Source organism: Legionella quinlivanii, assembly GCF_900461555.1.
Classification (GTDB): Bacteria; Pseudomonadota; Gammaproteobacteria; order Legionellales; family Legionellaceae; genus Legionella_C; species Legionella_C quinlivanii.
In genome coordinates this window covers 2,573,260-2,593,973 of sequence record NZ_UGOX01000001.1, presented here as the reverse complement: position 1 = coordinate 2,593,973, position 20,714 = coordinate 2,573,260, and the positions used below count along the sequence as shown (strand labels likewise).

The window sequence follows — 20,714 nt, the reverse complement described above, 5'->3', positions numbered from 1 at the left end:
TGGCATGTTTCTTGTTAATCAATAAAACAAATCTTCCGGGAGTCAGATATGCGGTACTTGCCGATAGTCTTGCTTTCCCTGCTGTATACGTTCACATGTCAGGCGGATACGATTCACATCGTAGCCGTTGGTGATGTGCTTATTCATAAACCGCTGCGCGACAAGGGCATGAAGCTCGGTTTCACTCAGTTATGGAGTTCTCTAATTCCTGAACTACAGAAAGCTGATATTACCTACGGCAATCTTGAGGGCCCCGTTGCCGCTATGCTTGACTCCAGAGGCCGTGCCACAGAGAGCCTGCATGCCGCCTATACAGCCTTCCCAATGTTTAATTATCCGCCCAGTCTAATATCGGGATTAAAAGATTCCGGATTTGATGTGGTTTCAACAGCCAATAATCATGCACTCGACCGTTATGGAACAGGTATCGATAAAACGATTGATGTTTTGAATAAAAACGAATTGGCCTTTACAGGAACTAAAAAAAACGGCAGTGAGGAGCGCTGGTTCGCAGAAACCAATGCTCATGGCATTTCAATTGCCTGGTTGGCCTGCACCCAGGATACCAATGGAATTAAGGATACAGAGCAGCAGGTCTTATTATGCCATCGTGATCAGGAACTGGTTTTAAGCCTGATAGCTGAGTTGGCCAAAACACATGACGCAGTCATTGTGACGCCTCACTGGGGTGTTGAGTATCAGTTAAAGCCCGATAAATCACAGCGCCGTTTAGCGCAGCAGTTTGCAGATGCGGGTGCAATGGCCATTTTGGGTTCTCATCCCCATTGTGTCCAACCCTTCGACTGGATAAAGGCAAAATCCGGACAGAAAGTGTTTGTCGCTTACTCTCTGGGGAATTTTATTTCGAATCAGGGCAGTTTGAAAAACCGTTCCAGTGGCTTATTGTCCTTGTATATTGAAAAAAATGAAGTGAGTACTCATATCGATAGAGTCGATTATCAGCCTACGTATATGGAAAATCGTGGGGATGAAATGCAGGTGAACTGGGTTAATTCTCGAAACCACCCGGCGTATTTGTGGCTAAAGAAGGTTGTGGGAGAACAATATCTGACGCTGGCAAAAGAAAATGATAAAAAGCCTTGATTTCTGTCAAGGCTAATAATTTTCGTTTATGTATATTAAGCCGCTTGCAGTGGTTGATGACTACTAAATAATGCGTCAGCCAAAGCGAGTATGGAGCATTCTGGATTTTGTTCTCTTGCTTTCTCGATATACTCTGAAACTTTTTCCCACTCCTTATTCAGAATAGCTAACAAGGCCAGACCCGACCAGGCTTCGGAAATTAAAGGCTTTAGCCGGCTGGCCGAGTGATAGCAGTGTTGTGCTTCAGACAAGTCATTCATTAGCAAATGACACCAGCCAAGCCCTATCCAGGTCGGGTAGAACCGTTCATTCAATTGCAGGCTTTTTTCAAACGAGGCTTGTGCATCTGGCAATTGATGTTTTTCCATTTGCTTAACGCCATAATAATACCAAAGACGGAAGTTGGCTGAATCCACCGCAATGAAAGCTTCAATATCGGTTAATGAAGTTTGTTTATCCAGAAATAGCAGCACCAGCTGTGCTTCACGATTCGTATCATTTAAAGACAGACATAATTTAGCATGGTAAACAGCCTCTTGCTCATGTTCCAGCTCAAACCAGGATGCTGCCAATAAGCCCAAAAGCTCCGCATTCTCCTCATAGTGCTCTATAGAACGAATTAGCTCAATACTCTCTTCAAAACGTTCGAGTCGCTGCAATAATCTCGCTTTCATGGCGAGTATCTCATTACTGGCCTCAAGCGGCTTGAGTAATTCCAAGGCATAGGCATAATTTTTTTGTAAACTATAGGAATAAGCCAGATAATAGCGCCGTTGCGGCAGATCGCGCTCCTCTAATGCTTTTTCAAAAACAGCAATAGCTTCCGCATGATTTTCAGCCGATAAGTGCAGCAGGCCTTGTTGCAGCCAAAGGGCCTGGTTGGAGGCTTTTTTGGCTTGATCCAGATAGTGTTGAGCCTGATGCCAGTTTTGCTGGTTTTGGAAGTTTTGACTGATTGAAAGAAGCAGATTGGTATTATCCGGGTCTTGTTTTAAATAATGCAGATAACGTTGAAGTGTTTGATTTTCCATTGTTTTAAATCCTTTAATTTGCTTGCGAGGCAGCAGCGATTGTAAAGGATAGTGAATGGCCTAGTAAAGAAAATTTAAGATCATTTTAAATTACCTCAGCGAAGCGCAATACTTCGCTGAGGTTGGCTGGATACTTACATGGGTGTATTAAGGGAGCTGTTTTGTGCTTCCATATCATCCTCACCCAGGAATTGGAAATCATCTAAACTTATTTCTTCATCAGAATAAAGATTCTCAAATTCATCTGCGAGGCTGTTAACTTCTTCATCATTGATATTTTCTTTTACTGATGTTAATGCTGCTGATGAGGTTACACTGGGTGGGGAAGAAAGAAGAACGCTCATTAAACCAAAGCCTTTCTGTGCAGCTTGACCGGCAAATGCCCATCCGGCTCTGCTTATATCACCAAATTTGTAACCAGACTCTTCGGTTGGAATTGTTTCTTCAGCCTGCGTCATTTCAGGAGTCGCCTTGTTGGCTTCACTTGCACAATATCTGATATGGGCAGACATTTTCTGGAACTGCTCTATTTGTTTGTCATTTAGTTTAACTAAAGGATTTACTTTCGCAGATTGGTTATATTCAATGACATTTTTAATCAGAATGTCATAACGAGGACCACGTTGCACGGGCTCAATCAGATAATCTGACAAGCAAAAACCCTGTTTGTTGCTTGCATACACGTAATCTTTTAATGCCTTAAATGCCTTAGGGTTTCCAGCTTGTTTCTGAAATGCACCATAATTTGTCGCATATTCAGCATAAAGCACGAAATACTTAATTAATAATTGTTGGCGCTGATCTCTTAATGAATCAAGAGTTTCCTGCTCTTCAATGGAAATAGTTTCTCCTGCCGCTATTTTTTGAGAAATTTTTAACCCCTCAGTCACGTTTGTATCGAGTCTCATTGAAATTTCAACAAGTCTCGGGAGTAATTGTTTGAATTTGTTTAAAACAGGGTTGGTTCCAATCAATCCAGATCTTGAAAACACATCAACCAGAAAAATTAATTTATTACGATAAGTTTCTTCAGTTTTAAATAACTCTACCAGGGAGTGGTTAACAGGATTAACTGGGGCTTTTGGTTCTGACTTCTCTAGCATGGCAATTCCTATAGTTTTACATATAGTTTAAAAAATAACCATTTTAATCGACTTTCATTAAGATAAAATTAAGGGTGGCTATTTTGATATAAGTAATTGCTGGATCGCGCGAACAAGTTGCGGACGTAGGTAATTAGCCGTGGGAGGTGAGGTAATCAGTTGAAAAAAAATCAGGCTGCATTGGCTGTAGGCCTTTCGTCTGGGCAGATGGCGAGTGTCTGGCGGCTGCGTCTTGATAGTTTGATATAGGCAAAAGGAACCACATACAGGGAAAAGAAAGTACCCACTAACATCCCTCCGAGAATAACAATACCCAATTGCCGGCGGCTTTCTGCACCCGCTCCTGTTGCCAAAGCGAGGGGGAGGGCGCCGAGCAGCATTGCCAGGGTGGTCATCAAGATAGGACGGAGTCTGATTTTTGCACTTTCAATGACAGCATTAAATTTATCCATTCCTTCCTGTATTTTCAGATTGGCAAATTCGGTAATCATGATACCGTGTTTGGTAATAAGACCTACCAGAGTTACCATCCCAATATTGCTATAAATTGAAATCGTCTGATTGGTTAAATACAAGGTGAGCAAAGCACCTACCAGACATAATGGTACACTGAGCAGTACAATCAAGGGATCGATAAAGCTTTCAAACTGCGCCGAAAGCACCAGATAAATAAATAATAAGGCTAAAAGCATTGCATAAATGCTATTTCCAGAGGATTCCAGATAATCTTTGGCGGTACCGGTAAAGCGATATTGGATATCATCCGGTAATTTTTTATCCAAAATATCCTGAATTTTAACTATGACTTCATTTAAATGAGCACCAGGTGCGAGTTCAGCGCTGATACTTGAGGTCCTTAAACGATTCAAATGCGGCAAACTATCTGGTCCAATTGAATGGCTGACGTCAATCAATGTGGATAAAGGAACCATTTTTTGCCGCCCGCTTTTAACATAGAGTTTATTGAGAATGGCAATATCGCGGCGCTGGGAATGATTTAACTGCAAGATCACTTTGTAAGTTTGCCCGTCATAATTAAAATTGACCGGATTACTTCCGCCAAGCATTGTCGATAATAGTTCTGCCACCTGTGCCAGATTAACATCAAGATCGGCTGCCAGTTGTCTGTCAATTTCAATATTGACCTGCTCGCTATCCAGCGCAAGATTGTTTTTAACATGCCTTAATTGAGGAAACTCGCTTAAGGTTTTGGCCACATCGTTGCTTATCTCGTTGAGCCGTTTGTAACTGGTGTTTCCCATAATTGCGAGGCTGAACTGATTACTGCTGCCGCCGCGATTGCCCAAGGGATTAGGGCTTACCGGATACACATTCACCCCAATCAGTTTCTGCATTTTTTCACTGAGCTCGTCACTGATTTCCTTTTGTGAACGTGAGCGTTCGTGCCATGGACGCAACTTTAAAATGGTAAAGGCTGAGGAGGGTTTAACGGAAACAAAATAATTCAGCTTTTCCGGAATGGATTCATAAATAGCCTCCAACTGCCGGCTATAGTGGTCGGTGTATTCGGTGCTGGCATTAGTGGGTGAGGCGATGGGTCCTATAATGTAGGACTGATCTTCAACCGGAGCCAGATCCGCTCCTAACTGATAATAACAGAAGAAACCAAGCAGACAGGATGCAGCCAAAATCAGAGATAAGCGGTATGGGCGATGAAGCATCGTGTTCAAACTTCGGCTATAGCAATCGCCCAGTTTTTTAAATACCTGATCAAGCCAATGACTGTAGCGGCTTTCTTTTTGATTAAGTAATTGCGAACACATCATTGGGGACAGACTTAAAGCAACCAGTCCGGATAGTAATACGCAAATTGACAAAGTCGCGCCAAATTGAAAAAACAGTTTTCCGGTAAAGCCATCCACAAAACCCATCGGGGCATAGACTGCCGCTAAGGTAATAGTCATAGCCAGAATAGCGAAAACAATTTCGTTGCTTCCCTTAATAGCGGCTCGAATGGGAGATAAGCCATTTTGTATGTGCCGGTGGCAGTTCTCCAACACCACAATGGCATCATCGACGACAAGGCCAATCGCCAAAACCATTGCCAGAAGGGTTAATGAATTCAGTTCAAATCCCATCCAGTACATTGGCCAAAAGGTTCCAATCAGGCAAATGGGAATGGTGACGATAGGAATTAAAGCCGCACGGATGCTGCCCAGAAACAAAAGAACCACCAGCCCGACAAAGAGAGAAGCCTCAAAAAAAGTCCAATAGACTTCATGGATGGAGGCCTTGATAAACTGGGTTGAATCAAATACGATTTCTGATTTAAAGCCCTCAGGAAAGCTTTTCTCCAGGCGGGACAGGCTTTTTCGAACCGCTTTGGCTACGTCGACGGGATTGGCATTGGATTGAGCAAGAATCGCCAGGCCGACCGCTGGCTTTCCGTTAATGCGCAGCAAGTTATCCTCATTTTCACTGCCGACGGACACTGCGGCCACTTCACTTAAACGAATTAGCTGGTGATCGCGTTGCGCTATAACTAACTCTGAAAATTTTCTGGCATTTTGCAGGCGTGCATGAGTGACCACTGTGTAATAGCGATTAGCACTTTTAATTTGCCCGCTGGGTACGTCTATATTTTGTTGAGCCAGTGCTTTTTTTATTTCAGCTACTGTAATCTGCCGGGCAGCCATTTTTACCGGGTCCAGTGCAATTTTGACGGCATAATTACGTCCGCCATGATAACTGACTTCACCCACTCCCTGAATTTCCTGCAAAACCGGTTTGATATTTCTTGAAATATAATCAGTAATTTCAAGCGGATTTTTTCGTGCATCATGAAAACCAAGTACAACAACCGGATTGGCATCAGAATCATTTTTGTTGACCACGGGTGCATGGCTGCCCAAAGGCAAATGCGTTTGCAGTGAAGACATTTTGTTACGAATATCACTAATCACTTCATTGATATCCACACCCAATTGAAAATCAATGGTCACCCGGCTTTTACCCAGCAAACTGGTTGAACGTAAGCTATCGACCCCGGGAACGCTGGACAGCATGTTTTCTACGGGAATGGTAATTTCTTTTTCTACCAGCTCAGGACTTGCGCCATCAAATTCAGTATTGATAGTGATAGAAGGTTTTTCAATATTGGGAAGATGGCGCAGAGACAATTTGGCGAAATGTAAAAGTCCGGTGATTACTATCATAAGTGTTAAAACAATGGTAAATACGGGGCGCTTAATGCAATGCTCTGGAAAAGTCACCGCGGACTCCTGATATGATTTACAGCGGTAACCTTACTGCCTTCTTTTAATTTATGCTGCCCGCGTACGATAATGATGTCTTCTGCCTTAAGCCCCTGGCAAACTTCCGTCATGGCTGCATGGTGAGCTCCTGTTTTAACGCGAACGGTAATGGCTTTGTCACCGCGAAGAACAAAAATTTTCTGCCCGCTAATTGTTGGAATCAGACTTTCCTCCGGAACCAGCAAGCGTTTTCTGGCCAGACCAAGCTGGTGTTTAACTCTGACGAACAGCCCAGCTGAAAGCTGGTTTTTACTATTGTCTATCAGAGCCTCGACCGCAATGGTGCGAGTGTCTTTGTCGATGGTAGGTGCAATATAATTCACTTTTCCAATGAAAACCTGAGTGGGGAAGGCATCTGAACTGACTCGTACCCGCTGGCCATTGTGAAGACGAGGCAGCAACTTTTCCGGTACATTGTATTCGACGCGCAACTGCTGGTTGGCAACCAGATGAACCAGAGCCTGCCCCATTTTCACATATTGACCGACACTGACCTGTTTTGAACCCAGCGTGCCGGTAAACGGTGCACGAAGATTTAATTTTTCCAATTGCGCCTGTTTGACCTTAACCGCGTTTCGTTTTTCACGCAGATCAGCCAGGGCTCGATCAAGAGCCTGTTCGGAGGCCAGACTTTTCTGTGCTAATTCCTTTGTTCGTTTGTAATTGGTTTCACTGAGTGACAGGCTGGCTTTTGCACTCGCAAGCTGACTTTTCATAACAGTACTGTCAAGTTGAATCAGCAAGGTGTCTTTTTTTACCAATGCGCCGGGCTGAAAATGGATCGCTGAAATTTGTCCGGCAATTTCCGAGCTGATGTCGATACTATCCATACTGGCCAGACTGCCCAGCGTTTCAAATTGCTCGGCTAGTACACGCTCGGTCACATGCGCGGTTTCAACAGCGATCAGCGGCGATTGCGGTTGAGAATGCTGTTTACCAGAGACTGCGAATTTAATATAAAAAACTGAAATAACTGCCAGGACTGCTAACAGCAAAAGTGAAAATCGAGATTTCATGCGAGATCCTGGAAGGTTTGGCCGATCGGGCTATTATAAAACAACTTGCACACAGGTTCAAAAGAAAGCTTGGTTTTTAGAGGGGGAAACGAGTTGCAGTAGGGATAGGTTGGGCCCTTGGCCAAATGGCGCTGCCTTAAGACTTTACCTACGTCCCTCGTAAGAGCCTACGTACCCCGCATAAAGCGGGGTACGTAGGCCCTAATAGGATGGTTAAATTTTGTGACCATCTCTCAGGGATAAGCCGAGGGACGTAGAGAGTAGTGGTTAAGGCCTTAAGGCAGCGCCATTAGGCCCTTGGCCACATTATGTTCAGGAGTGGTTCGAACGCAAAGGCCCAACCAACAATAATTCCTTAACTTAAGCTCTCAATTACTCAGCGGCCAGCCACTGGTTCAGCACTTCAACAATTTTCCGCGCCTGATCTTCACTGGAAATATTAAATTTGGATTTCATCCAGTATTGATTATTCCTTTTCTGATATCGTCTTATGGAATATTTGATTGGGCCGAAATCGTTTTTTGCATTATCCCAATCCTGATATTTAAACATAATGGTGGTCCAGGCCCCTTTGGTTAACACATACTTATCCAGTTCTTTGGTAGTTTCTGTGCCATTTTCGCTAAAAGCAATAGTCAAATCATCAATTGTTTCACTCATTTATAAACCTTTGGAAGAATTAATCGATGGATTGTAGTTTGCCGTCGACAAATGTCAAGGACATGGGCGGGCCATACTGGGATGGCTGATAGGTCCAAATCTGCGGTTTAGTCTGACTTTGTACAGGCACTTCGATAAAGGTATTGTTAACGATGGAGGGGCTTCCACAAGCACCATATACTTTGCCGACCGGATCACCTGCCTGGATGCTGGTGCCTCCGCAAATAGAAAAAGCATTAGTGGAGTTGCCATTCAGAACAATGTCATGAACCTGATTATTGACAACGTCTACTTGCAATTGCACCCCACCCGCAGTCCCCTGAAAGGGCGCGCTGCCGTAATTGCTGTTTCCGATAGGCAGCTTCCATACACCATAAAAGGCGGTTGGAGCTCCTTCATTGTTGTAATAAAGCTGTTGCGCAGGAATTTTCTGCATTAGAGGCTTGTTAGAGTTTTGCTGACTTAATGGTTGCCCACAGGCTGCGATAACCTGGTCCTGAGTCATCCCCACATTGATATACCCGTGATTCTGCGGGCAATATACCGAATCGGCTGCCCAGAGAATACAGGGGAAAATAACGGTTCCTACAGCTACTGCAATTTTTCCGGCCATTTCAGCCTCCTCAAGTTCCCTCATAATCAGTATATACCCTGTGAAGAAAAAAAAGGGATTTAATCTGCCGGTATAAAAAATGTTTTATTCAGGGACTTGTTAATAAAAGCTTCAGAATTCTTTTTTATACTTATAGAAAGTATGTATGTAGTTGAGGTTGTCATGGCTCTAATCATTAAAATTGAAAATCCTGACGAAATAAGTAAGGAAATTACCGGTAAACGTAAAAAAGTAGTTGAATTAAAAGAGGGTATCCAGGATTCTCTGAGCAATGTGGAAGACGATCTGAATGGTGGTCTGGACACAGAACTTGCAGAAGGAAGGCTCAGTCCTGAGGAATATGAGCTGCATAAAGGAACTAATGAGCAGATGTTAGAGAATTATACGAATGCGCTCAAGGCTGCCGGTAATACTATCACTCGTTATGATCAGCTCTTGGCAGAAAACTCTGGTCTTTGTATCATAATACCGGCCAGTACTGGAAGAGATGAACTTAAGCAGATTATTCAAGGCATAGAGGCGCTATTAAAAGAAAACAGGAATGCAGAAGAGGTTGAGTTTTTCAATGCCATTCTTACCCGAACGAAAAATTTGAAAGATATTGTGGATACGGGTAAGCCTATCAAAGAAACCAATATTCCCATTACCAGAAGCGAATTGGCAGTCTGGGAAAGAATTGCAAAAGATCTTGGTCAGGATAATAGTCAGGCGAAAGATTTGAACTATTTGAATAGTCAGGTGGCCGCTGTACATAGCAGCAAAACATTGCGAGGGGAAGAGAAAAATATACTTATCGATTTATATAATAAGCTATCATCCATTATACTAAGTGATGCCACGGACAAACAAAGCAAGATCCAGCAAGCAGTGAGCGCCGTGGCCGATACCTCTGCATCGATTAAACGCACTGAGGGGTTCAGAGGCTTTCTTAATGCTGTCTGTCAATTTTTTAAGCTCCCGCTTGTCTTTACCATGAAATCAGAGTCGGTGGCCAGCACGATTAGCATCAAGCAGGAATTGCAATTGTTTAAGAAAGCACAAGCTGCAGATGATTCGCCAGAAGTGGAGGTTGACCATGATCAGCAGATGGATGAAGCTCCGGCAATAAGTCAGTTCAGCTGATTAAGCATGCACTTCCCTGTGCATCGGCATACTGCACTACACTAAAGGTAATGGCATGGACGCACTAATGAACAAAGTAATGACTTTGATCATCACCATCATAATGTAGGGTGCAAAATCAAATCCTGAAACATTGGGAATTATTTTGTGGCCTAGACGAATCAGTGGATTAGTCATTAAGCTAATCACATATCCCGCTGGATTCTGCTGTTCCCAATGCGGATTGACCCAGCTCATGATTACCCGAATGAGCAGCGCAAAGAACATCAGGTTAAGCGGTTGAACGACAAGATCAGCAATTACGAACAGAAGAATGAAGGAAACCGGCAGTAATCCTCCATAGGCAAGCAATCCAAGACATACGAATTTGATAATCTCAACTACGGCAATCAGGACTAATCCTGGCCAGTCATATTGGGAAAGGGGTTTTCTGGTTTTTCCCGGTGCATCCTGCTGTATCATCCGCTCAATGGGGCCTAAAACAGGACCTACCAGAGCATTAATACTCTGATTGACAGGATGAAGGGGGCTTAAACGAAAATAACGTAGAATCACCCGTGCCCAGAGAAGGAATAATATTAATGTAAAAATCACGGACACTAAAAAATAAGCTGCCGTCAAAAGTCCTGTCATCATTTTATCACCTGCACTTTATGAGCCTGGCAAGCAGTCTCGAATATTGTTTATGCATTTTACGGCATCACAGTGATTTGACAAGAGCTTTGCAAGCTACAGAGGCTTATCAAAAGTAATCAGATATAATCGGCTATTTTCATGTTTTAAACCGGCAATACCAGTCTTTTTATCAAGCTTTCCGTTTAGATAAAAATCATTATCGATGATTAGAGCAATCTGATTGGGCTTCACCAAACTGATGCCTTCAATTTTGGAATCTTTGATACCAAGAGCAGCTAAATCCAACACCAGTTCTTTTTGCAGGGTTTTAATTCCCAGGGTTTTAAGTGAATCAGCGCTCTGACTTTCCAGGTTTTTATTGAGTCCCTTTATTTTTAGATCTGGAGATTGCAGGTTGCTGGCATTAGAGAGAGCAACCAAATAGATTTTTTTATAGGCATTTTCCCCAGTCTGATCATTTTGTTCAATTACTAAAAAACGCCCTCTGCCTAGAGCCGTCATATCCCCAATTCGATCCGAGCCCTTTTGATCAAGCAGGTAGATGAATTGGCCGGTGGTTTGTTTTTTTTGTATATCAAACTCAATGAGGCGGATAACTTTTGAGTTTTTGCCATAACTACCAGGGGGATTTTGCAAGGGGCTTTGTAAAATGGCATAGACTTTTGAACCTTGCAGAGCAATCCCTTCAAACCCCCGATTGAGTTGCCGTCGTTTTAAAAGAAGCGGGAGGCCTTTACCTGGGTAGAAGCTCTCCAAAAGCTCTCCCTGCGAGGAAAAATGAATGATGGATGGGCCATACTCATCAACCATCCAATAACTGTGATCATTGGCGACATCGATCCCCTCCAAATCCATGTCTAATGGTTCAGATGCCAGATCTTTGCCAAACAGATCCACTGCTTTTTCCTGGTGCTCAGAGGAGGGAGATAATCCTGAAATAGGTTTGCTATCGATATTTTTAAGTAAGATTTGTTGGCTTACTGTTAATGTTGTAGTAACAGGATCGGCCATTAAAATAACCAGGCGAGGATTAAAGTCTGGCAGAAGGAAGGGGCGCTTGATGACTCCTTTCTCTTGATAAGCCTCCGGATTAGGGCCTCTGTCTGTATGACTAAGAAACTGCAGTTTGCCTTCGCTGGTTTCACCTAAAAATCTCAATCCAGAAAAACCGCCGAGCAGAATAGTTTGCCCCGCCCGAGTTTTACCCAGGGGAGGAGGATTTTTCAATTCAAAACGCTCAATTATGGGTATTGAAGCGAGGGTTGATTGCGCAAAAAAAAAGCACAAGCCGAATATAAACCTTTTTAGTGGAATCATAATGGCTCATTATCCGGTTTAGCCAGATAGTCTTTAAAGGCTTCAATCCCTTGATTGCCGGGCTCTTCAAAAACATAATAGGCTGGAGAAGGAACACGTGTGACATAAAATTTATCTATTTCATCCAGATAGGCGGTGGCGTCTATTCCCACTTTTGAACTGATCATATGCTTTTTAATCGAGGGATCCAGTTTTGAACCAAGTGCTCCGTTAACAACTACCAGGTCACGCTCTGCCTGAAAGCGAGTGGCTATGGCCCATTCAATGTCATTCGGATCGTCAATGTTAATGTCATCATCCACCACGATCACCAGTTTGATGTCGTAATGGCATCCAAAGGCGCAGCAAATCACATTTTTGGCTTCACCCAAATTGGTTTTTTTCATCTTAACCACCAGGTGGTAACGTCCTAATCCGCCCGTTGTCAATCTGATATCAATGACATTAGGGAAGTTAACACGAATTCTTTCGAGCAGGGAGGCTTCGCGAGGCACTCCGCCCAGCACAACATTTTCCAGCCCGGAAGGGTGATTGGTTTCAAAAATCGGTTTACGCCGGTGGGTGATGCATTGAATCTGAATAACAGGCAGCATCGAACTGCCGCTGTAATATTTGGGAAATTCACCAAACGGTCCTTCCAGCGCTCTTACCCCGGGTAAAACCAATCCTTCAATAGCAATTTCAGCTTCGGCGGGGATATACACATCATTGGTATACGATTTCACAACAGATAGGGGCCTTCCCAGTAAAGCGCCTGCAATTTCAAGTTCGGATTGATCGCGGGGAGCAATCATTTGTGAGGCCATTTTGGTTACCGGATCATGGCCAATGGTTATGGTGACTGGCAGAGGTTTTCCCATACGTTCTGCATCCTGATAATAGGCATGCAGATCACGCGGCAGCATGAGAATACCCAGCTTGTCAGGAGCATGAACCTGCAAGCGGTTAATTGAGGTATTTTGCTTGCCTGTTTTTAAATTCAGACCATGCACCAGGCCTGAGGTAATATAGGGACCAATATCCTTTTCATGATGAGTTACAATAGGAAAAAGTTTTAATAAGTCGATTGACTTATCATGAATAATCTCATGAACGGGGGCTTGTTCCTGATTAACGACCACCCAGGGAAGTGGTTTGTGCAAAGCGTTTTGAATGTGGCCGAGCATTGCGTCCTCTCTGACATTCATGGCTTCTGCCGCCCAGGCACGCTGTCCCAGTGTTCCGGAGACAATAGGAATAGAATGTCCAAGAGGATCGGGAAAAAAGCAAGCTTTCTTTCCTTCAAATTGTTCAATCCAGGTCATCACTTCAAATTTTGGATCAGCGCCGGTTTTACAAATCATCAAACGCTCAGTACTAAACAGCCTGTCAAGCCAGTCACGAAGGTTATTCATAGCTCATCCCTGGGTTAATAGTGTTGGCAATCAAGAAAATGCGAGTCACGAAATGAATCCTCAGGTGGCTCGACAAGAGATGCAGATAATGAGTGGATATTTTCAGGTTCAAGGGCAAAAAACAATGGATATCCGGGATTGTCCTCTACCACAATGCGGTAACCTTCTATTGTGATTCCCCTGCTTTTTAAAGTTTCTTTGGGTTTTTCAATCAATTGTTTTTTCAGAGTATTATTATTTTCTGCTTCAGCCAGTAAAGTGGAAATCATTTCCGCCAGCTGAGGTGATTGAATATTAGACATCTTATTCTCCTTGAGATCACTGATTTTAAGTATAAACACTTCTGAGATTAAAGGGTATTCAGTGATTCGCCCAATTCCTGAGCTCGCTCAGACGCTTTTTGAAGTGCGTTTTCAAGTAATTGCTTAAACTGTCCTTTCTGCAGTACATCCAGTGCAGCGGCTGTAGTGCCTCCTGCCGAGGTGACATTCTGCCTCAAGGCTTCTGGAGATAATTGTGTGCTATTTAGCAAATCAATTGCTCCCAGAATGGTCTGTTTAGCGATAAATTCTGCCTGAGCTCTGTTGATCCCCAGCTTTTCTGAGCCTTCAGTCAGCGCTTCCAAAAACAAATAGACATAGGCCGGCCCGCTGCCTGACAAGGCGGTAATGGGATTGAGAAGCGCCTCATTTTCAATCCAGAAAGCATAGCCTCCGGTGTTAAACAAACGCTCCACTCGCTGACGTTGTGTTTCATTTAATTGAGAATTCGCAACCAGTGCCGTGACGCCCTTACCCACCGCAATAGGAGTATTGGGCATGCTTCTGACAATAGGCTGGGTTTTTGGGCAGTATCGAGCCAGGTGCTCAAGGGTGATGCCGGCTGCCACTGAGAGTAAAACGGCTTGTTCAGGCAGACGCCCGCCAATTTCGGCAAGTACTTCATTCACTTTAAATGGTTTGACTGCCAGAACAACGAGATCGGCGTTTTCAATAATTGCCTGGTTGTTAAAATCAGTGAATAATCCGCTGGGTAATTGTTCTTTTTTTAAAGAGGGCGAGGAAACAGCTAATTGAATGTCTGGCTGAGTGATTAAATTGTGCGCCAAGGCTTTTGCCATATTACCATAACCAATGATACTTATTTTCATTGACGCTCTCCAAAAATAGCTCGGCCTATTCTAATCATAGTGCTCCCTGCTTTAATCGCAGCGTCCATGTCATCACTCATTCCCATTGAGAGAGTATTGAGCTTAAGACCCGTTTGCTGATTGAGTTTGTCAAGCAGCTGAGACAGCCGCAAAAAACTCCGATATTGTTCTGTTTCATTCTCACGAGGCCTGGGAATCGCCATCAGGCCGCAAAGCTTAAGATGGGGCAGTTCAGTGATTAATCTGGCAAGCGGCTCCAATTCCTCTGGCGTAATCCCTGATTTACTGGCTTCCTGGTCAAGCTTCACCTGAATGCAAATTTTAAGAGGCGGCATTGAAGCTGGGCGATGCATGCTGAGCAGGCGGGCGGTTTTTTCTCTGTCTACACTGTGAACCCAGTCAACACTGGCTGCGATTTCTGCAGTTTTATTGCTTTGAATGGCTCCAATAAAATGCCAGCGGATTGGCAGATCTCGTAAATCAGAGATCTTTTTTTGCGCTTCCTGCCAGTAGTTTTCGCCGAATTCATTTAATCCTGCTGCCTGCGCCTGGCGAATCGATTCACTGCTGTGGCCTTTGCTGACTGCAAGCAGAGTGACGCTGCCTGACGGCCGGTGAAGTTCGGCTTCAAGCTTTTGAATATGATTTTTTATCCGGATAATTCGCTGAGCTATAGTCATTTTCAGATTCATAAATAGCAACATCATAACTGATTTCGATTTGTGAGTGAATTTGCTCTGAGCAGCATCCTGAGTTAATCTTGCATTATTCCAATGACTTAGAGCCCTATATGGATATTGCCGAGCTGCTGGCTTTTTCTGTTAAAAACAACTCATCTGATTTGCATCTGTCCGCCGGAATGCCTCCTATGATTCGGGTTGACGGTGATTTGAGAAAAATCAATATTCCGCCCCTGGAGCATAAAGAAGTAATCAAAATCATTTATGATATTATGAATGACAAGCAGCGCAAGGAGTATGAAGAGCATCTGGAAACAGATTTTTCTTTTGAAATTGCCAATCTGGCGCGCTTCAGGGTTAATGCCTTTAATCAGGCTCGCGGGGCGGGGGCGGTATTCAGAACCATTCCTTCCAAAATTCTGAGCATGGAAGATTTGGGATTGCCGCCAGTGTTTACCGAAATTGCCTCGTTTCCCAAGGGGCTGGTATTGGTTACTGGTCCTACAGGTTCAGGAAAAAGTACCACACTGGCAGCGGTAATTGATTACATTAACTCAAATCGCTATGATCACATTCTAACCATCGAAGACCCTATTGAGTTTTTGCATACCAGCAAAAAATGCCTCGTCAATCAACGGGAAGTGCATCGCGACACACACAGTTTCGGTGCTGCCTTGCGTTCTGCCCTGCGGGAAGACCCCGATATCATTCTTGTCGGTGAGCTTAGAGATCTCGAAACCATTCGTCTGGCGATGACCGCCGCAGAAACAGGCCATTTAGTATTTGGAACTCTACACACGAATTCTGCAACCAAAACAATTAATCGAATCATTGATGTGTTCCCTGGTGATGAAAAATCGATGATCCGCACCATGCTTTCTGAATCCTTACAGGCGGTGATAGCGCAGACACTGTTAAAGAAGCGAGGCGGAGGACGCCTGGCTGCTCTGGAAATTATGATATGCAACTCTGCAATCAGAAATCTGATTCGTGAAGACAAAGTGGCTCAAATGTATTCTTCCATTCAAACAGGGCAAAGCAGAGGGATGCAGACTTTAGATCAGCATTTGACCCAGTTGGTTAATCAGGATTTGATAGCCAGGCATACGGCCCGTGAAATCGCGATTAACAAGTCAATATTTTAGATACTGACATCCCCTGGAAATAATGCAGCATTGAAAGGGGAATACTTCGATCTGTTTTTAGTTTTCTATTTAGGGTAATATCGCTCAGCCCAATTTTTTAAGGATAAAAAGGTGATAAAACAATGGTTAAAAGCTGGTTTTTTTACCAGTTTGATTTTTTCCGGGGTGGTTGATGCGGCAATTCCAAAATTTAGTCTTGCTCCTCTTACTCCCACTATCTTGAATGTTCCTTCCAATGCTTCAGCCTCCGTTAGTTATTTGGTACGCAATAATACCAGCCTTCCCCGTGTGCTCACTATGCAGCCATTGCCGGGTATTGCTCAGGTAGTCAATGCAGGCACTTGCGGTAATCCGTTTTATTTAAATCCCGGGCAAACCTGTGTACTTGGTTTGCAAGTCAATGGCAGTCAATTACCTGTAAGCGGTATTCACGATGGTCCTGTCATTTGTAAAACGATGGGCCCGGGCAATAATAGCCCAGATCCATTTTTATGTTCCCGACCAGACCCCTTATCCATTTTAAATATTAGCTTAAGTGCTGCGACTACCGGGCATCTGCTGTGGGTTTACAATGGAGTTCCTGTAACCAATGTCGATTTGCTCACCGATACCAGCGGTATTATTACGTTAAGCAACACAGGGATTAACACGGTCACCAATTTACAGATAAATATCCCAGCGCCTTATAACGCCTATTTCTCGAATGGCTGTGGTGCCAGCTTGTCACCCAATAGCAGTTGTAATGTCAGCTATAACATTCCATCGCCGGTATTCTCAAATAATTTCGTGATTACAGCGACTGGCTTAAATGCAGATAACAGTCCCTTGCCCTTGTCGGTTGAAATTGGTCCTGTAGGCCCTGTGCAATGTTGGGGGGAAAATAATACTGGACAACTGGGGAATGGTACAACAACACCTCCAGCACTTCCTGTAACCTCTCCAGCAGACCCCTTGAGTGTGGTTCTGGGGATTACCAACGCTACCGAGATAAGCGGCGGTTCCACCTATACCTGCGCCCTGTTGGCCACTCGCCAGGTTCAGTGCTGGGGTGCTAATAACGTAGGCCAGTTAGGAAATGGCGCTCCACTTCCTGGAGCTACGTCTTTAACGGCAGTTAATGTAGTCGGAATTAATACGGCTGTGGATATTAGTGCGGGTGAGAATCATGCCTGCGCAGTGCTTGCCAATGGTACCGTACAGTGCTGGGGTGCTAATAACGTAGGTCAGTTAGGAAATGGTCTGACCACGAACAGCAGTACGCCTGTGACTGTGGCTGGAATTACTAACGCCATCGAAGTCAGCGCCGGCTTTTATCATACTTGCGCTGTGCTCGCAAACGGGCAGGTATCCTGTTGGGGAGCCAATGATGCAGGGCAATTAGGGAACGGTACGACTGCACCTCTACCACAGTTTTTCCCAGCTGCTCCCGTTATAGGAGTGGATAATGCTATCGCGATTACCACCTCGAGTTCGACTTCATGTGCGCTTCTAGCGAATACTCAGGTCAAATGCTGGGGTCTGAACAATGCGGGACAGGTGGGTATGGGGCAATTCACCCCGTCCGTACCGACTCCAACCACTGTAGTAGGAGTTAACAACGTGGGTGTTTTATCCGGAATCACTGATTTGTCAGGGCGAGGCTTTCATACCACAGCGCTTGGCAGCAATGGTTTGGTATATGCCTGGGGATTAAATAATGCTGCCCAATTGGGTAATGGTACGCTTATTAATAGCCCATTCCCGACGCTGGTACTTGGTATCACTCCACCGGCAATTGATGTCAGTTCCGGTCTGGTGCATGCCTGTGCTCTTCTGATTAATGGTCAGATGCAGTGCTGGGGTAAAAATGAGTTTGGCCAGTTGGGGCTTGGGAATGCGCCGCCTCCACCCTCTGTTCCGCCGGATATTTACACTTCAGCGCAAACTGTGCTTGGTTTAACCAACGGCATTGGACTGCTCGAGCATGGTTCAGCGGCCATAAGTTGTGCGATTGTTTCTTAATACTCAATAACTTGTTACATACTGCGGCCAATGTCCGCAGTATGTAACTTCCAGTCTTATGCATAAAATCTTTTTAATATTCTGTTAATAATTTTTTGATTAAATAAGCACTCTTTTAGCAAGTTAATGGAAAAAGTATGCCTGCTTATTCAATCGATAGCCCTGTGATTTTGTTCTCTCATTCTGAATATGGTAAAAGACTTTTATTTAAAAATGGCGCTACCAATCCAAGAAATGAATTAGGAAAAAACGGCGTTACTCTCCACAGTGGATTTGGTTCATTAGCTTATAAAACAATAAAAATTAATGCTAAAAAAATTAATCAGGATGGTACTGAAGAGCTAACTACATTTCGGGTCAATCGAAACAGCCTGATTAAATACCTTGGTATTAAAAATCCTAAAGGAATGAAGGATGCAGACCTGATCGCCACTCTTCAATCGCAATTCTGGACAGATGACTACGAAAATCGAGATACCGCTAAAGCTCAGGGGATGGCTGGTGAGCGTTTACGACATGCTGGAGAACATAACAAGAGAAAAATCAGCAATTGGCGTAATGCGATTGGCGATAGCCTTAAAGGCGGCTTTCTGAGTTGGTTGTATAAAAAAACGATTAGCGGCGTAAACCGGATTAAAGCTCGTTTCCTTTTTGTACGTACGGAAAAAGACATATTTGAGGCTGGAGAAGTATTGGCCAAGAAACGAGTTAAGCAGGCCTATAAAGAGATCCCAGCATACAAAGAGCATTTATTGCGCTTCAATTGTAAAATTAATTCTGAAACCAAATTTTCTGACCTCCCGGTTACCACCAAAGAAAATTATATTAAACATAATGATAAACATGAGAACAGAACGCATCGTCATGGTAAATTTCCTGCAAAAGCGAAAGTGGATACCTCAACCGGCACCACTGGAAAGCCTACTGCATGGGTCCGCAGCCATGAAGAAGTTGAGCTTGTCAAAGAATCATTGCAATTAGCTGCAAAAATTCAGTTTGGCGATCGCAAACTTCATTATATTGATGCGTTTGCACTGGGTCCCTGGGCAACGGGTTTGACCACTTATGAGCTAATGCGAAATACCGGCAGTGTGTTTGCTACCGGTTGCGATAAAGAAAAGATTCTGGAGGAGTTAGTTCTCAGAGCTCGCTATGACACTGATTTACGAGAACAGGCATTAGACAGATGGCAGAATAAACATCCAGAAAAAATCACAGACGGTGATAAAGAGCTGATTGGCAAGTTAATTAAGGATACATTGGCCAAGGTTTTAAAAAACCGTGATCTTGACTTATATGATGCTTTGAAAGAAGCATTCCAGCAAAGTGAGGGTCGAACTGCTGAGCTTGTTCAGCGATATAAATCTGAAATACGACGGATGGCTGCCGAGTTAAATAAGGACAAGCAGCAGATCATTATTGCCGGCTATCCACCCTTTTTAAAGGATTTGACCGCCTATGTTGAAAGTAAAGGCTATCAGTTCGAGGATTTTTCAGCAATTGGTGTAGTTGGAGGACAGGCCATTTCAGAGGCAATGCGTGAATTGCTGATAGAAAAAGGGTTCAACCAAATCTATTCCTCTTACGGTGCGTCAGATCTTGATATTAATCTGGGAGTTGAAACTGAATTTGAGATAGCACTGCGCAAGGCGCTTGAGAAGCACCCAGGCCTGGCTCGTGAGCTCTTTGGGGAGAATAAAGGCATTCCGATGGTATTTCATTATGATACGATGAACTATCATGTGGAATGCGATGAGAAAAATCAACTAATCTTTACCTGTACCCATGATTACCAATCCTCCCAGCGGGCGCGCTATAAATTGGGAGATGAAGGCCGTCTTTATGCCTGCAGTGACGTTCAGGCAGTGATGGCTAAATATGGGATATTCAATAAACCTAAAACCAATCTTCCTCTAATGTTTGTCTGGGGGCGCGAGTCTACCGTGATTTATAACGGGGCCAATCTGGCTTTCACGGAGCTGGAACGCGCAATCACCGATGACGAGGAACTCAAGTCACAGGTACTTAAAAAAGCGTTTTATGTTTATCATGACGATGAAGGAGCTGAGAAAATGGAAATGTGGCTTGAGCTTGATGAAGGGCAAGAGTTCCCTTCTGAAGAGGAAATGTTTGCTTCCTCGCAACGCCTGTATACCAACCTGGCATTAGTTAACCAGGATTTCAGATGGCAGCTGAAACAACTGGATGAAGGCAGACAACTGCCCGTGATACGTTATTTCAAACGGGGTGCAAGCCCAATCAGTGAAACGGATGGACATCACAAACAGGTTCTTGTCTTTAAACAAAATGCCAATCTTGCCCGGGATTATCAGTTCCCTGACGAAAGCCTGTGCAGAGCCGTTACCGTGCCGATGAGTGGTGAAATTCTTAAGGAAAGGCCTGCCGAATTGGGAATCTGAATCATCTGATTAACCTCTGGGTCTGTCATTCCCATGCAACAAAGCCT

The 20,714-nt window shown here is 43.9% G+C and carries 17 protein-coding genes; 5 read left to right on the top strand and 12 right to left on the bottom strand.

The genetic code is table 11. The annotated features are described in order from the left end of the window. Window positions 1-48: 48 nt before the first annotated feature. Window positions 49-1,104 (top strand): CapA family protein, encoded by a 1,056-nt coding sequence (locus DYH61_RS11015; RefSeq protein WP_058507579.1) that lies wholly within the window; start codon window positions 49-51, stop codon window positions 1,102-1,104. 35 nt (window positions 1,105-1,139) lie between these two features. Here DYH61_RS11015 and DYH61_RS11010 read toward each other — a convergent pair whose 3' ends face one another. From DYH61_RS11010 to DYH61_RS10985, 6 genes are all read right to left on the bottom strand, one after another. Continuing rightward, window positions 1,140-2,135, bottom strand: coding sequence for a tetratricopeptide repeat protein (locus DYH61_RS11010; protein WP_058507578.1), 996 nt, complete (start codon window positions 2,133-2,135; stop codon window positions 1,140-1,142). 134 nt (window positions 2,136-2,269) lie between these two features. Then, window positions 2,270-3,238 (bottom strand): RhoGEF domain-containing protein, encoded by a 969-nt coding sequence (locus tag DYH61_RS11005; protein WP_058507577.1) that lies wholly within the window; start codon window positions 3,236-3,238, stop codon window positions 2,270-2,272. A 170-nt stretch (window positions 3,239-3,408) separates the two neighbouring features. After that, on the bottom strand, window positions 3,409-6,471 hold the full coding sequence (locus tag DYH61_RS11000) for an efflux RND transporter permease subunit (protein WP_058507576.1): 3,063 nt from the start codon (window positions 6,469-6,471) through the stop codon (window positions 3,409-3,411). Then, entirely contained in the window at window positions 6,468-7,529 is a 1,062-nt protein-coding gene (locus DYH61_RS10995) for an efflux RND transporter periplasmic adaptor subunit (protein ID WP_058507575.1), read from the bottom strand. The genes DYH61_RS11000 and DYH61_RS10995 overlap by 4 nt, the downstream gene beginning before the upstream one ends. 372 nt (window positions 7,530-7,901) lie before the next feature. Continuing rightward, window positions 7,902-8,189: a hypothetical protein gene (locus DYH61_RS10990; protein WP_058507574.1), complete on the bottom strand. Its 288-nt coding sequence runs from the start codon at window positions 8,187-8,189 to the stop codon at window positions 7,902-7,904. 19 nt (window positions 8,190-8,208) lie between these two features. Further along, window positions 8,209-8,802, bottom strand: a complete 594-nt coding sequence (locus DYH61_RS10985; RefSeq protein WP_058507573.1) for a DUF2845 domain-containing protein — start codon at window positions 8,800-8,802, stop codon at window positions 8,209-8,211. Between the two features lie 162 nt (window positions 8,803-8,964). On the opposite strand from DYH61_RS10985, the gene DYH61_RS10980 reads away from it, so the two are divergent. Continuing rightward, window positions 8,965-9,924 (top strand): hypothetical protein, encoded by a 960-nt coding sequence (locus DYH61_RS10980; protein ID WP_133129063.1) that lies wholly within the window; start codon window positions 8,965-8,967, stop codon window positions 9,922-9,924. 36 nt (window positions 9,925-9,960) lie between these two features. On the opposite strand, the gene DYH61_RS10975 is transcribed toward DYH61_RS10980, so the two are convergent. From DYH61_RS10975 to DYH61_RS10950, 6 genes are all read right to left on the bottom strand, one after another. Continuing rightward, a complete protein-coding gene (locus tag DYH61_RS10975) occupies window positions 9,961-10,560 on the bottom strand; it encodes a YggT family protein (protein WP_234999780.1) in 600 nt (199 codons plus the stop codon). A 93-nt stretch (window positions 10,561-10,653) separates the two neighbouring features. Then, window positions 10,654-11,877, bottom strand: a complete 1,224-nt coding sequence (locus DYH61_RS10970) for an esterase-like activity of phytase family protein (protein ID WP_058507571.1) — start codon at window positions 11,875-11,877, stop codon at window positions 10,654-10,656. Further along, window positions 11,874-13,271, bottom strand: a complete 1,398-nt coding sequence (locus DYH61_RS10965; protein ID WP_058507570.1) for a UbiD family decarboxylase — start codon at window positions 13,269-13,271, stop codon at window positions 11,874-11,876. The genes DYH61_RS10970 and DYH61_RS10965 overlap by 4 nt, the downstream gene beginning before the upstream one ends. Window positions 13,272-13,285: 14 nt before the next feature. Then, window positions 13,286-13,573: a hypothetical protein gene (locus DYH61_RS10960; protein WP_058507569.1), complete on the bottom strand. Its 288-nt coding sequence runs from the start codon at window positions 13,571-13,573 to the stop codon at window positions 13,286-13,288. A 47-nt stretch (window positions 13,574-13,620) separates the two neighbouring features. Further along, window positions 13,621-14,421: a pyrroline-5-carboxylate reductase gene (proC, locus tag DYH61_RS10955; protein WP_058507568.1), complete on the bottom strand. Its 801-nt coding sequence runs from the start codon at window positions 14,419-14,421 to the stop codon at window positions 13,621-13,623. After that, on the bottom strand, window positions 14,418-15,101 hold the full coding sequence (locus DYH61_RS10950; RefSeq protein WP_058507903.1) for a YggS family pyridoxal phosphate-dependent enzyme: 684 nt from the start codon (window positions 15,099-15,101) through the stop codon (window positions 14,418-14,420). The genes proC and DYH61_RS10950 overlap by 4 nt, the downstream gene beginning before the upstream one ends. Before the next feature lie 110 nt (window positions 15,102-15,211). Here DYH61_RS10950 and DYH61_RS10945 point away from each other — a divergent pair, with 110 nt between their 5' ends. The 3 genes from DYH61_RS10945 to DYH61_RS10935 all read left to right on the top strand — a co-directional run bounded on the left by DYH61_RS10945 (window position 15,212) and on the right by DYH61_RS10935 (window position 20,667). Continuing rightward, window positions 15,212-16,246 carry a type IV pilus twitching motility protein PilT gene (locus tag DYH61_RS10945; protein ID WP_058507567.1) on the top strand — a complete coding sequence of 345 codons (1,035 nt, stop codon included), beginning with the start codon at window positions 15,212-15,214 and terminating at the stop codon, window positions 16,244-16,246. Window positions 16,247-16,357: 111 nt separating this feature from the next. Further along, window positions 16,358-18,247 (top strand): RCC1 domain-containing protein, encoded by a 1,890-nt coding sequence (locus DYH61_RS10940; protein ID WP_058507566.1) that lies wholly within the window; start codon window positions 16,358-16,360, stop codon window positions 18,245-18,247. A gap of 137 nt (window positions 18,248-18,384) precedes the next feature. Next, entirely contained in the window at window positions 18,385-20,667 is a 2,283-nt protein-coding gene (locus DYH61_RS10935) for a phenylacetate--CoA ligase family protein (protein ID WP_058507565.1), read from the top strand. Window positions 20,668-20,714: the final 47 nt, after the last annotated feature.